We start from the raw sequence: 13,660 nt of genomic DNA, 5'->3' as shown, positions 1-13,660 counted from the left end.
CCCTAAGCCTCGGGGGCAGTCCCGGGCGGCTCTGTGCCGGGTGCCCGCAGCACCCAGATGGACTGGGCAGCGGGAAGACCCAGTTCCAGCTGTTCCCCGCCCACTGTCACCGTCAGGGTTCCGGCGTAGGCCTGGCGCGAGAGCACGCGGACCTGCACGTCCAAATGCAGTCCCAGCCCGGCCAGATACCGCAGCAGCTCCGGGTCGTTGTCCGAAACCCGGGCGATGGTTACCACGCTCCCGGGCTCGCAGCTGCTGAGCCGGACGGCGGCCAGCGGCGGAAAGCTGCCGTCCCGCGTTGGAATGGGATCTCCGTGTGGATCACGGACGGGGTAACCAAGCCTCCGGTCCAGGGCATTCACCATCTTGTCGGAGACCGCGTGTTCCAAATGCTCGGCTTCGTCGTGGACCTCGTCCCAGCCGTAGCTCAGGTACTCCACGAGGAACGTCTCGATCAGCCGGTGCCGGCGCACCATCGCAACCGCTTCGCGGGTTCCCGCCTCCGTCAGGGCGATGGATCCGTAGCGTGCGTGGGTCAGCAATCCCTGGGCCGTCAGCTTTTTCACGGCTTCGGAGACCGACGACGGCGAATTTCCCACGTGCGCGGACAGTGCGGAAATCGTTACCGGTTCGTCGGTCCATTCCTGAGCGGTCCAGATGACCTTGAGATAGTCCTCGGATGCGGCTGAAAGCGAATTGGTACCCACCCCTTTACCTTACGTGTTGCGGTCCGGATCGGCGGGCGGCACCTGCCGCGGGTCAGTCTTCACGCGTACCCGGTGCACCGTTCACTCCGCGCCGGGGTTCCCGGCTCACAATTCCTTCATATCCAAGGCGAAGCGGAACCGGACGTCATTGAGTTCGAGTCTGGCGAGGGCAGTGTTGACGTCCCGTGCCGGCAGTACTTCCACATCTGCGGTGATTCCATGGCGGCTGCAGAAATCGAGCATGGCCTGTGTCCCGGCGATCCCGCCGCTGCCGGCAGAGGCAATACTCTTTCTGCCGATGAGCAACGCCAATGGATCGAACTCCATGGATCCGAGCGCGCCGAGTGCGCAGAGTGTTCCGTCAAGTCTGAGGGCGCGAAGATAAGGGGTGAGGTCGTGAGGAGCGGAGGCCGTGTCAAGAATGAGGTCAAAGCGGTTTGACTGGGCCTGCATAGCGGCTGAATCTTTCGATACGACAACCTCATCGGCCCCCAGTTGTTTGGCGCCGGAGGCTTTTTCCCGGGATGTGGTGAACAGGACGACGTGGGCGCCGAGTGCGTGGGCGAACTTCACGGCGAGGTGCCCAAGGCCTCCGAGGCCAACGATTCCTACGGTCATGCCTGGTCCTGCGTTCCAGCGGACAAGGGGCTCCCATACCGTGATCCCGGCGCACATGAGCGGGGCGACTCCAGCGGGGTCGAGGTTTTCGGGGAGCGGATAGACGAACTTTTCAGTGGCAATGTATTCGCGAGCGAATCCGCCCTGGGTTGTGGACCCGTCAATCCGATCGGTGCCGCCGTACGTCAGAGTGGGGAATTGCTCGCAGTAGTTCTCCTGGCCGGCGGTGCACATGGTGCAACTGCCGCATGAATCCACGATATTGCCGACTGCAACTGAATCCCCAAGACGGAACCTGGTAACGTCCGGTCCTGTTTCCGTGACAGTGCCGACGAATTCGTGGCCTGCCACCAGTGGCTTGTTTCCGGGGCGGTGTATCTCGTTGAGGTCGGAGTGACAGACCCCGCAGAAGGTCACATCGATGGCGACGTCGTTGCTGCGGAGGTCCCGCCGTTGAATGGTCTCGACTGCCAGGGGCTGGTTGGCTGCAGCGGTGAGTGCCGTGGTTTTCCGCATGGGAATCTTCTTTCCGGTGGGAACTGCTGTTGGCGGGCGCCTCAAAAACAAACTGGTTAGTTACTTGATTCGGCGACACTACGCCGTGTGCGGAAAAAAGACAACCAACTAGTTTGTTAGGGTGGATGGATGAAGCCAGGAGACGCTACCCGCGAACGCCTACTCGCTGCCGCAAGCGAGGAGTTCGCGGCATACGGGATTGCCGGCGCCCGGGTGGACAGGATCGCGGCCAACGCTCAGGCAAACAAGGCCCAGCTCTACGCGTTCTACGGCAGCAAGGAGGCCTTGTTTGAAAGAGTTTTCAGTGCAGCCCTTGACGGCATCGTCAATGCCGTTCCGATAGACGGAAAAGATCTTCCGGGATATGCGGTGCGGCTTTACAACGAATATCTCGAGCACCCCGAACTGGTCCGCTTGGCGACCTGGGCCCGCCTGGAGCGGCGTCCGGCCGGGCACCTGACCGCCGACGCTGACCGGCTCGATTCGGACAAGCTCGCCAATATCGCAGACGCCCAGAACGCCGGCTATATCGACAAGTACTTCACCCCGTTCGAGGTGCTGACTACGGTTGTCGCAATCTCAATGACCTGGTCTCCTGCCAGCACAACGTTCACTGCGACGTCGGCCGACGCACCCGCCGAACATCAACGCCGACGCGACGTATTAACCAGAATCGTCCACAGAACCTTCGCGCCGGCAAACGTAGCTGGAGCCGGCCGGGGCGGATCAGCGGTGCACTAGAGGGCTACAGCCGTTTCGATCTGCACTTTCGCACCGAGAGGCGGTGTGGCAACTTGGACCGTTGAGCGAACCGGGAATGGTTCAGAACTGGTACCCGCGCCTCCACCTTACGTGTTGCGGGTGCCCGGTCCCGGTGCAGCATTACCCGGCCCTGCCAAAACTAAACCTTCCTGGTATCGTCCAGCCGTTCATGCACCTGCCAGAATTCCTCCATGGGCAGAGGACGGCCCTGGAGCAGATGTTCGAGGTAGAACAGATGTGTCTGCCAACCGGAAAGATAGCCGGGGGCCTCGTCTTCGAGCCCCTCATGAATTAAGTCCAGTTGTGTGGCGCCGCCCTCCGGTGCCAACTTGATGCGCAGTTGCGACAGGGGTTCATCGGGGAACTTCCAGGTCAAGGCCAGCCATGCCTCCGGCCCGCAGCCCAGAATCTCGCTGGTGCAGGAATAGTCCTCGGCGTGCCGGATGGTTACCACGGCTCCAACAGTCATTTCTCCGGTGGTCACGGTTCCTATCCAGTGCGGAAGCGCGTCCGGAGAAGTCAGTCCCCACCAAACGCGGTCCGAGGCAGCCGGCAGGGACCAACACACGGAGACGCGCCCGGCCACGGCATCGATCGATCGTCTGGTCAGAGGCATGGCCGGAGCCTAACTCACGCCGTCCCGGCGCACCAGCGTCCACGCTTCGCCGTGCTGTGCGCGGTGCCAGTACTGCCGGGGTCTGTCAATTTCACGGACAGCATCGGTCAGCCAGATGGTCCGGTCCGGATCCCAGCCTGCGATCAGGGAAGCCCATTCTTCATCGATGTGTTGCACCCGCCCCGCTGTGCTGAGATATCCCAGGATGCTCAGGTGGACGGCGTCCCATTCCCCGGCTACCCGCTCCCAGTCCGGGATCAGCCATCGGCCGTCCCGTCCCGTGACCTGGAACCAGACGTTGCGGCGGGACGCCGTCACCTCCAGCGGGAATTTGCGGCATAGGGCTGTCCAGTCGTCCCCGGTTCGTATTTCATATGTCCTGCCGGCGCCGCGGACTGCAATGGTGGTGGCGTCCTCCCATCCCAGGGGATCCTCGATGAGGTTCAGTCCGGCGGGGATCCTGCCGACCGTGCCGACAAGCCTCGGAGGGATGGACCACCAGTCACCCGACATATTCGAGTCCAAGGCGTAGGCCTTTGCCCTCCACCGCATCTCATCGGCACGTATGTTCCGCCCCCACTGTGCCAATTTCGGCTGCGGATCCCGGTCCAGCGGCGCCGGATCATCGGGGCCGCGCCAGTCGATGGCCCACTGCTCCATCCGGCGGGCCTCCGTGCTCCGCTGCATCGAGGGCGTGGCCATCACCCGGGCGGCAAGAGGAACGAGTGCTTTCCTGATGATTGGCATCGACGCCAGAACATCCTCGCCCTCCGGAGGCTGCCAATACCGGGCAGCGTCCACTGAGCGCTCAAGGGCCGGCTGAACCAACTCGTCGGTAACGCGGGACAGATCAAGGGTGGCAAGGCGGGCAGCCAGATCACCGGACGAGCCAACGGCAGGCGGGCGCGCGTCGTCGTCATTGGTTTCCTCGGGCGTCATCAGGCCGAACAGCATCCGGGAGGTTCCCTTTCCGGGATCGAGCTCGTACCCCAGCCGAAACACAGAAAGGCTGACGTCCGGATTCACTTCCATCGCGAGCTCGAGGCATAGGCGGCGGCCCCGGGGGCCGGCGAGGAGCGGTTCGGTCTCGGCGTTCATCGGCTTATCCTTGCACGAGCGTTACGCTGCCTCCATGACCGCCCTGATCTCGCATACGTCCTTTGACAGTCTCGACCCGTTCGCCCAGTCAGTGTTCTGGGGCGGAGTGCTCGGTTTCCATGACGATCCGGACGATCCCAACGACCCGAACCATCCCGGCGACGAGGAGTGCATGATCGCCTCCGACGACGGCTTCCAGCGCCTGCTGTTCATCAAGGTCCCGGATGGCAAGCAGGTCAAAAACCGCGTGCATCTGGACCTAAGGCCCGCCGAAGGCACCCGGGACCGGGAACTTGAGCGCCTGCTGGCACTGGGGGCCCGGCAAGTTGCGGATCGGCGTATGGCCGATGGGACGGGATGGGTGGTGCTCGCCGATCCGGAGGGCAATGAGTTCTGCATCCTGCGCAGCGATGCCGAGCGGGAGCAGGCACTTTGACACCCTGCAACATGTGCTCCGAGGTGCTCTGGCGCCGTGTCGAGATACCCCCTAGGAGTACTTGACGCCATACCCCATGGGGGTATATGTTCGTTGCAGATCGAATTCTAGGAGCGGACATGAGCACAACCCAGGAACAGGCCCCGGGTGGCCTCGCTGATCAGGACCATTCCGGCGCCCACGGGTACGCCACGGACAAAGAGGCCTACCTCAAGCGGCTCCGGCGCATTGAGGGACAGGTCCGCGGGATTGCCCGCATGGTCGAGGAAGACAAGTACTGCATCGATATCCTCACCCAGGTTGCTGCCATCAACAAGGCACTGCATGCGGTGAGCCTGGGCCTCGTCAAGGACCACATGTCCCACTGCGTGGTGGGGGCAGCCCGCGAGGCGGACGCCACCGGCAACCCCGAACTGGTGCAGGCCAAGGTGCAGGAAGCCACCGACGCCATCGGCCGCCTCCTGCGCTGAGCTGCGCTGTCCGCCCGCTCCACATATCTCCCTTTACGGAAAGAGGATCCACCGCATGGAAACCACACTGAACATCTCCGGAATGACCTGCGGCCACTGTGTCGCATCCGTTACTGAAGAACTCGAAGCGATCGACGGCGTCGACAATGTCAGCGTCGATCTCAACGCCGGCGGCATTTCGACCGCCGTCGTCACCTCCAGCCGCACGCTTTCCCCTGTTGAACTCGGTGAAGCAGTGGCAGAGGCGGGCTACCTCGTGGTGGAACCCTCCGCCTAGTCTCACCGGATCCACCCGGCAGCCGATGCGCGACCTGCGATCCGCGCCGCACAGCACTTCCCGGAAGGACAGCACTCCCATGAGCACCGACAACCTGCTCCGGCAACCGCACCCGCGGATCATCGACCTTAAAGTTGAGGGCATGACGTGCGCTTCCTGCGTCGGCCGGGTGGAACGGAAACTGGGAAAGATTGAGGGCGTCGAAGCCACGGTCAATCTTCCGCTGGAATCCGCACGGGTCAGCGTCCCGGACGGCGTAACCGACGAGCAAATCCTGCAGGCCGTGGATTCGGCCGGCTACAAAGCACATCTGGTGCGGCCCGCCGGAGCTTCCCGTGCCAGCGGCGGAACGCGGGATACGGCAGCGCACGACGGCGGGGCCGGGCATACCGGGGCAGGCGACCGCTCCGGATCCGCGCATGCCGGCCACGAAACCTCCGGCATGGACCACTCCGGCGAGGACCACATGGAGCACGGCGGAACTGCCGCTGCCCTGCGGCCGCGGCTCATCCTGGCCGCGGTGCTGACAGTTCCGGTGTTTCTGGTTTCCATGATCCCGGCTCTGCAATTCAACAACTGGGGCTGGTTCGCCGCCCTGCTGACGCTGCCGGTGGTGACCTGGTCCGCGTGGCCCTTCCACCGGGCCGCAGCCATCAACGCGCGGCACTTCGCCTCCACCATGGACACGCTGGTGTCCCTGGGCGTGATCGCTTCCTACCTCTTCTCGCTGGGAACCCTCCTGGCGGATCCGTCGCTCACAGCCCACGCCGGCATGACGGATATGCAGGGCATGGCCGACGGCGGACACGCCAACCTCTACTTCGAAGTTGCCGCCGTCGTCGTCACCTTCCTGCTGCTGGGGCGGTATCTGGAAGCCAACGCCAAGGCCCGCGCCGGTGACGCGCTGAAAGCACTCCTGAGCCTGGGTGCCAAAGATGCCACAGTGCTGCGCGACGGTGCCGAGGTCCGGGTACCGGCGCAGGACCTGGTTGCGGGTGACGTCATCGTCGTCCGCCCGGGTGAGAAGATCGCCACTGACGGCATCGTCACCGACGGACACTCGGCTGTGGACGCCTCGCTGATCACCGGCGAATCCGTTCCGGTTGAAGTGGGTCCGGGGGATTCCGTTACCGGTGCCACCGTCAACACCTCCGGGCGGCTGCTGGTTACCGCCACCCGGGTGGGCAGCGAAACTACCCTGGCCCAGATGGGACGCCTGGTCAGCGATGCACAGTCCGGCAAGGCACCGATTGCGCGCCTGGCGGACCGGATCAGCGCCGTTTTTGTTCCCATTGTTCTGGGTGTAGCTGTCCTCACCTTTGTGCTGTGGATGGTTATCAGCGGAGATCTCCAGGCCGCGTTTACAGCCGCCGTCGCTGTCCTGGTCATTGCCTGCCCGTGCGCACTGGGTCTGGCCACGCCTGTTGGCCTGCTCACGGGCACCGGACGCGGCGCCCAGCTGGGCATTCTGATCAAGGGTCCGCAGGTGCTCGAAGACACCCGGACCGTGGGCACCATCGTGCTGGACAAGACCGGTACTGTGACCGACGGGCGGCTCTCGGTGGTGCGTACCCTGCCCCTGGAGCCCACCTTTGATGACGCGGAGCTGCTGCAGTTGGCGGGCTCCGTGGAGGCGGCGGGGGAGCACCCCATCGCCGTCGCCATAGCCGCTGCGGCGCAGGAGGCGGTGACTGGCGGCGCACTGGCTCCGGTGACAGGGTTCGACTCTGCCCCGGGCGGCGGTGTCCGCGGAACCGTCAACGGCCGTGCCGTTGTCGCCGGGCGCCCCGGCTGGCTGGAGGAAAACGGCGTGGTCCTGTCTGAGGATGTCCGGACGAGGCTGCGGGCCGAGCAGGAAGCCGGATCCACCGCCGTCCTGGTGGCCGTTGACGGCCGCGCCGCCGGCATCATCAGCCTGCGGGACAACATCAAGCCCGGCTCTGTGGCCGCCATTGCGCGGTTGCGGGCTCTGGGACTGCGGCCCGTGCTGCTTACCGGCGACAACGCCGTGGTGGCTGCCCGGGTAGCTGACGCCGTCGGCATTGCGCCGGAAGATGTGCTGGCCGATGTCCGGCCCGAGGGCAAGGTGGAGGCCGTCAAGCGGTTCCAGGCCGAAGGTGCCATCGTGGCGATGGCCGGTGACGGCGTGAATGATGCTCCGGCCCTCGCACAGGCTGACCTGGGCATCGCGATGGGCTCCGGCACCGACGTCGCCATTGAAGCGGCGGACCTGACCGTAATGGGCAACGATCTGGGCCAGGTGGCCACCGCCATCGAGCTCTCCCGTCGCACGCTGGGCACCATCAAGACCAACCTCTTCTGGGCCTTTTTCTACAACGCCGTCGGCATTCCGGTGGCCGCCCTGGGCCTGCTGAATCCAATGATCGCCGGTGCCGCCATGGCCGCCAGCTCCGTGCTGGTGGTGGGCAACTCGCTGCGGCTGCGCAATTTCGGCAAGCAGCATGCATAAACGCCGCGTCCCTCTGCGGGGTTGGTGAACGGGAGCTCCCGAAAGGATTGTTACCCCGCCTGCATCGTTCGTGCAGATAACGGGCCTTGACGAAATCCTTCGTGCAGATCAAGGGCTCAAAAGGGTTTATACGGCGCAAATGGGCCCGTTACCTGCACGAAGGATCCGGCAGGGGCCTGTTTGAGCCCGTTACCTGCACGAAGGATCCCGCGGCACGCTGCCGGCCACGGCGGCCGTCCCGAAAGTTCGGGGCAGCCGCCGGACAAGAACCGGCGTCAGCTCGCGGCCGGATCCTCACCCGGTTCAACCGGCGTGTGGCTCGGTCCGACCTGGTCAACCTGGTTGGTCAACGGAATGCCGGAGCCGTCCCGCCGTCCGTGCTCCGTGGGCAGCGCCCGGGCCACACCGTTGGCAGCGGCAGCCTTCGCCGGACCATGACCGGCCCACGCGACTACGAGGGCATCCTCACCCTTCAGGAACCGGTGTGCCCGCACTCCGCCGGTGGCACGGCCCTTCACCGGGTACTCGGCGAACTCGGTCACCTTCACGGATCCGCCGGGCGTCCCGGGCAGGGTCTCGGTGCCGGTGGAGACGGTAACAACGACGGCGGCCGGATCATTCTGCGCCACCACGCCGAAGAACAGCACATGGTCATCGGCACCGAGCTTGATGCCGGCAACACCGCCGGCGGTCCGTCCCTGCGGACGGACCAGCGAGGCGCTGAAACGCAGCAGCTGGGCGTGTTCGGTGATAAACACCAGCTCGTCGGTGTCCTGCGCCGCCACGCCCACGCCCACCACTTCATCCTTGGGCTTGAGCGTGATGGCTTCCCAGTCGTCCCGGTTCAGCGGGTATTCAGGATTAACCCGTTTCACGATGCCGTTCCGGGTGCCCAGCGCAATGATCTCGTTCAGCGGCACCAGGCCAATCAGCTTTTCGCCCTTGGCCAGCGTCATGAAATCCTTCACCGGAACCCCGCCGGCCATGTTCGGCAGGCCCGACGTCGGCGGCAGAGCCGGCATATCGAGGACCTGGACACGGACCATCCGGCCCGACGACGTCACCGCCCCGATCTCCCCGCGCGCCGTAGTTTTCACCACGGAGCGGAACACATCGTGACGCACCCGCTGGCCTGCCTCGGTGAGCGGCTCCTGGTTGGAGGTGCGGGCCAGCTGGCCGGAACTGGTGAGGATGACCCAGCAGGGATCATCGGCAATCTCCAGCGGCAGTGCCGCCTTGGCGCCCTTGCCGGTGACGGCGGGAGCGACAGCAACACCCTTCAGCGGTGATGCAGCCTCGGATTCCAGCAGCACCGTCCGCCGCGGAGTGGCGTACTTGGCCGCCACCTCGCCGAGTTCGTCGGAGACCAGGGACCTCAGCCGCTGTTCGGAGTCGAGGATGGCCTGCAGCTCCTTGATCGCCAGGAGCAGGTCATCCTTTTCCTTCTCCAGCTCGATGCGGGAGTACTTGGTCAGCTGGCGCAGGCGCAGCTCGAGGATGTGGTTGGCCTGGATTTCCGTCAGGTCATAGATGGCCATCAGCCGCTCGCGGGCCTGCGCCGTCTCATCCGAGGAGCGGATGATCTGGATGACCTCGTCAATGTCGACGATTGCGATGAGCAGGCCCTCGACCAGGTGCAGCCGGTCCTGCTTCTTGCGCAGCCGGAACGCCGTGCGGCGGCGGACGACGCCGAGGCGGTGTGCCACGTAGACCTGCAGCAGCTCCACCAGCCCCAGGGTCCGGGGCTGCCCGTCCACCAGGGTGACGTTGTTGATGCCGAAGGAATCCTCCATGGGCGTGTACCGGTACAGCTGGGCCAGGACGGCGTTGGGGTTGAAGCCGTTCTTGAGCTCGATGACCAGGCGCAGTCCGTGGCTGCGGTCCGTCAGGTCCACCACGTCCGAGATGCCCTGCAGTTTCTTGGAGGTGACCGCGTCCTTGATCTTCTCGATGACCTTTTCCGGGCCCACCATGTACGGCAGTTCGGTGATCACCAGTCCGGTGCGGCGGGCATTGAGCTGCTCCACCTCCACCTTGGCGCGTGTTTTGAAGGACCCGCGGCCGGACGCGTAGGCGTCGCGGATGCCGTCCAGTCCCACAATCCGTCCGCCGCTGGGAAGGTCCGGGCCGGGGATGAACCGCATCAGCTCATCCAGCGTGGCCTCGGGGTTGGCGATCAGGTGCTGGGTGGCGGCAATGACTTCACCCAGGTTGTGGGGTGCCATGTTGGTGGCCATGCCCACGGCGATGCCGGTGGTGCCGTTGACCAGCAGGTTGGGGAAGGCCGCCGGAAGCACCTCCGGCTGCATCAGCTGGTTGTCGTAGTTGGGGACAAAGTCCACCACGTCTTCATCCAGATGGTCCGTCAGCGTCAGCGCCGGGGCTGCCAGCCGGGCTTCGGTGTACCGGGCGGCCGCGGGGCCGTCGTCGAGCGAGCCGAAGTTTCCGTGCCCGTCGATCAGGGGCAGGCGCAGCGCCCAGTCCTGCGCCATGCGGACCATGGCGTCGTAGATGGCGGAGTCGCCGTGGGGATGGAGCTTGCCCATGACCTCGCCCACCACGCGTGCGGACTTCACATGGCCGCGGTCCGGCCGCAGGCCCATGTCCGCCATCATGTAGAGGATGCGCCGCTGGACGGGCTTGAGGCCGTCACGGGCGTCGGGAAGGGCGCGGGAATAGATCACCGAGTACGCGTACTCGAGGAAGGAACCTTCCATCTCGGTGGTGACATCAATGTCGATGATGTTCTCGGCGATTTTCTCGCCGGGTGCTGTTTTGGAGACGGTTTGGCGCCGGGCCATGCTGTTGTCGGGTCCTTGCATTGGTAGGGGGCTATATGGGTGTGCAGGGGGATCCGGCGCGGCGGCCGAAGCGTCCTGCAGACAGCGGAGAAAATTTCCCACTACTCTGAGTCTATGGCGGAGCAGGGACATTACCCCGAATATTGGGAAGCTGACGTGGTGTTGCGGGACGGCGGCACCGGGCATTTGAGACCCGTGACACCCGGGGACGCCCAGGCGCTGCAGGAGTTCCACATGCGCCAGTCCCAAAGCTCCATCTACCTGCGCTTCTTCACCTACAAGGCCAAGCTCAGCAACAAGGAGCTGGCCCGGTTCACCAACGTGGACTACAAGGACCGCGTGGCGTTCGTCATCACCATTGGCTCGGAAATCATCGGCATTGGCCGCTATGACCGTCTCGATGACCCCACCGAAGCCGAAGTGGCCTTCAACATCTCGGACGGCCACCAGGGCCGCGGCCTGGGTTCCATCCTGCTTGAGCACCTCGCTGCTGCGGCCCGGGAAAACGGCATCCGCCGCTTCTCCGCCGAAGTGCTGCCGGAAAACCGCAAAATGATCGGGGTCTTCGCTGACGCCGGCTACGAGGTGCGCCGCCACTTCGACGACGGCGTGATTGCCCTGGACTTCAACATCGACCCCACGGACAAATCCCGGGCCGTCATGGAATCCCGCGAACACCGCGCCGAGGCCCGCAGCGTCGCGGACCTGCTCTCGCCGTCGTCCGTTGCGGTCATCGGAGCCAGCCGCGAGTGGGGCACCGTGGGCTACCAGTTGCTGGAACACATCATCGAGGGCGGCTTCACCGGCTCCGTGTACGCCGTGAACCCGGAGGCCTTCGAGCTGGCCGGCATGGTGTCCTACGCCCGGATCTCGGACGTGCCCGAACCTGTCCAGCTGGCCATCATCGCCGTTCCCTACGACCAGGTGCAGAAGGTGGTGGAGGAGTGCGCGCGCGCCGGGGTCAAGGGACTGCTGGTGGCCACCGCGGGATTCGCGGACGACGGCGAACGCGGCCTCGCCCGGCAGCGGCGCCTCGTGCGGCACGCCCGGGCCAACGGCATGCGCGTGGTGGGCCCGGCGTCGCTGGGCCTGATCAACACCCGCCCCGGGGTCCGTCTGAACGCCTCCATGGCTCCGTCCATGCCCGAAGCCGGGGGACTGGGCCTGTTCAGCCAGTCCGCCGCCATCGGCGTCCTCCTCTACGCTGCGGCACAGCGGCGCAGCCTGGGCCTGTCCTCCACCATTTCCGCCGGCAACCGGGCTGACGTGTCAGGCAACGACGCCATGCAGTACTGGGAAGATGACACGGACACCCGGGTGGTGGGCATGTACCTGGAGTCGGTCGGCAACCCCCGTAAGTTCTCCCGGATCGCCCGCCGCCTGGCCACCTCCAAGCCGGTGATCGTCGCCAAGTCAGACGTCACGGGGCTGCAGCTGCCGCCGGGCCACGCCGTCCGGACCACCCAGGCCCCCGCCGGAGCGCTGGATGCCATGTTGCGGCAGTCCGGCGTCATTCGGGTGAACACCAACGAACAGTTGATGGATGTTGCCCAGATTGCCGTCAGCCAGCCCCTGCCGGCCGGCAGGGCCCTGGCCATCTTCAGCAACTCCGCTGCCCTGGGCCGGGTGGTGGCGGATGCCGCCGTCGGGCTGGACCTGGAAGTGCGCAGCCTGCAGACGGATCTGGCCCTGGATACCGGGATGAGCGTCGCCCTGCCGCTGTTGCGCGCCACTGTCACCAAGGCGCTCGCCGACGACGCCGTGCATGCCGGCGTTGTAACCCTCCTGCCGTCTCCCGGGCTGACGATGGAGAAAATTGCGCAGTGCCTGCAGGAGTGCGTGGCCGAGTCCGGCAAACCCGTGGTGGCTGCCTTCACCGGAATCATGGACCCCACCGCGCATGTCGAAGGTCTGCTGACCGAAGGGGGAAGGGAGGAGGACGGGCGGCAGTCCGGCCTGCCGTGCTTCTCCAGCCCCGGGGCCGCCGTCTCGGCGCTCGCCTCCCTGGTCCGGTACACCGAATGGGCCGCCCGCGACCACGGGCACTTCGTCGAGCCGGCCGGAGTGGACCCCGACGGCGCCCACGCGCTGGTCGAAAAACTCCTGTCCCGGGTTTCAGGTGACGGGCTCATGCGGCTTTCCGCCGAGGAAACCACGCAGCTGCTGTCCTTCTACGGCGTCAAGCTGCTGCCGTCGGTTCCGTTCAGCACGGGGGAGGAAGCCGTGGCGGCAGCAGATTCCCTGGGCTGGCCCGTGGTCATCAAGACCATGGACGAACACCTGCGCCACCGCCTCGACTTGGGCGGGGTGCGGATGAACATCTCCACGCCGGAAGAGCTCCTCACCAACATCGCGCAGATGAAACAGTCCCTGGAGCCTTACGGCAGCTTTGAACTCGAAGTGCAGACCATGGCGCCCTCGGGACAGGGCTGTACCGTGCGGGCCATTGAAGATCCGCTGCTCGGGCCGGTGTTGTCCTTCGGCCTGGCCGGAGACGCCGTGAACCTTCTGGATGACTGGGCCCACGGAATTCCGCCGCTGACGGACACGGACGTTGCGGACCTTGTGCGTGCACCGCGTGCCTCCGGCAAGCTCTTCGGTTACCAGGGGCTGCCCAAGGCCGACGTTGCCGCGCTGGAGGACCTGATTTCACGGCTGGCACTGCTGAAGGACGAGCATCCCGAGATAGCACTGCTGGAAATCAACCCCGTGCTGGTCTCAACCACCGGAGTGACGGTCCTCAGCGCGGACGTCAGGCTCGGCAACCCGCAGCAGCGGACCGACAGCGCCCGGCGGGCAATGCGGGACTAGGCAGGGTCCGGGGGCCCGGCAGGATGATCTCGCAATCCTTCCGCGCGCCATTTAGGTGCTGGGGTGCTCTCTGGGGGA

General features: G+C 65.4%; 11 protein-coding genes. 6 read left to right on the top strand and 5 right to left on the bottom strand.

Going from position 1 to position 13,660, the window contains the following annotated elements; translation table 11 throughout:
* Positions 1 to 2: 2 nt before the first annotated feature.
* The gene (locus tag CXR00_RS11685; RefSeq protein WP_104054636.1) at positions 3 to 707 is read right to left on the bottom strand and encodes a metal-dependent transcriptional regulator; all 705 of its coding nucleotides are present in this window, start codon (positions 705 to 707) and stop codon (positions 3 to 5) included.
* Between the two features lie 105 nt (positions 708 to 812).
* Complete coding sequence (locus CXR00_RS11680) at positions 813 to 1,841, bottom strand: NAD(P)-dependent alcohol dehydrogenase (RefSeq protein ID WP_104054635.1); 1,029 nt, start codon at positions 1,839 to 1,841, stop codon at positions 813 to 815.
* A gap of 129 nt (positions 1,842 to 1,970) precedes the next feature.
* Here CXR00_RS11680 and CXR00_RS11675 point away from each other — a divergent pair, with 129 nt between their 5' ends.
* On the top strand, positions 1,971 to 2,582 hold the full coding sequence (locus CXR00_RS11675) for a TetR/AcrR family transcriptional regulator (protein WP_104054634.1): 612 nt from the start codon (positions 1,971 to 1,973) through the stop codon (positions 2,580 to 2,582).
* Between the two features lie 160 nt (positions 2,583 to 2,742).
* On the opposite strand, the gene CXR00_RS11670 is transcribed toward CXR00_RS11675, so the two are convergent.
* Both CXR00_RS11670 and CXR00_RS11665 read right to left on the bottom strand, forming a co-directional pair.
* A complete protein-coding gene (locus CXR00_RS11670; RefSeq protein WP_104054633.1) occupies positions 2,743 to 3,219 on the bottom strand; it encodes an SRPBCC domain-containing protein in 477 nt (158 codons plus the stop codon).
* A 9-nt stretch (positions 3,220 to 3,228) separates the two neighbouring features.
* Positions 3,229 to 4,317: a hypothetical protein gene (locus CXR00_RS11665; protein WP_104054632.1), complete on the bottom strand. Its 1,089-nt coding sequence runs from the start codon at positions 4,315 to 4,317 to the stop codon at positions 3,229 to 3,231.
* A 34-nt stretch (positions 4,318 to 4,351) separates the two neighbouring features.
* Here CXR00_RS11665 and CXR00_RS11660 point away from each other — a divergent pair, with 34 nt between their 5' ends.
* From CXR00_RS11660 to CXR00_RS11645, 4 genes are all read left to right on the top strand, one after another.
* The gene (locus tag CXR00_RS11660; RefSeq protein ID WP_104054878.1) at positions 4,352 to 4,753 is read left to right on the top strand and encodes a VOC family protein; all 402 of its coding nucleotides are present in this window, start codon (positions 4,352 to 4,354) and stop codon (positions 4,751 to 4,753) included.
* 119 nt (positions 4,754 to 4,872) lie between these two features.
* Positions 4,873 to 5,223, top strand: a complete 351-nt coding sequence (locus CXR00_RS11655) for a metal-sensitive transcriptional regulator (RefSeq protein WP_104054631.1) — start codon at positions 4,873 to 4,875, stop codon at positions 5,221 to 5,223.
* 55 nt (positions 5,224 to 5,278) lie between these two features.
* On the top strand, positions 5,279 to 5,500 hold the full coding sequence (locus CXR00_RS11650) for a heavy-metal-associated domain-containing protein (RefSeq protein WP_104054630.1): 222 nt from the start codon (positions 5,279 to 5,281) through the stop codon (positions 5,498 to 5,500).
* Positions 5,501 to 5,579: 79 nt separating this feature from the next.
* Entirely contained in the window at positions 5,580 to 7,970 is a 2,391-nt protein-coding gene (locus CXR00_RS11645; protein WP_104054629.1) for a cation-translocating P-type ATPase, read from the top strand.
* Positions 7,971 to 8,245: 275 nt separating this feature from the next.
* On the opposite strand, the gene CXR00_RS11640 is transcribed toward CXR00_RS11645, so the two are convergent.
* The gene (locus tag CXR00_RS11640) at positions 8,246 to 10,771 is read right to left on the bottom strand and encodes a DNA topoisomerase (ATP-hydrolyzing) subunit A (RefSeq protein ID WP_104054877.1); all 2,526 of its coding nucleotides are present in this window, start codon (positions 10,769 to 10,771) and stop codon (positions 8,246 to 8,248) included.
* A 114-nt stretch (positions 10,772 to 10,885) separates the two neighbouring features.
* Here CXR00_RS11640 and CXR00_RS11635 point away from each other — a divergent pair, with 114 nt between their 5' ends.
* Positions 10,886 to 13,582, top strand: coding sequence for a bifunctional GNAT family N-acetyltransferase/acetate--CoA ligase family protein (locus CXR00_RS11635; protein WP_104054628.1), 2,697 nt, complete (start codon positions 10,886 to 10,888; stop codon positions 13,580 to 13,582).
* Positions 13,583 to 13,660 lie beyond the last annotated feature (78 nt).

This window comes from Arthrobacter sp. 9E16 (assembly GCF_002929435.1).
Classification (GTDB): Bacteria; Actinomycetota; Actinomycetes; order Actinomycetales; family Micrococcaceae; genus Arthrobacter_B; species Arthrobacter_B sunyaminii.
The sequence above is the reverse complement of the archived record's forward strand: the minus strand, read 5'-3'. Positions and strand labels throughout refer to the sequence as shown.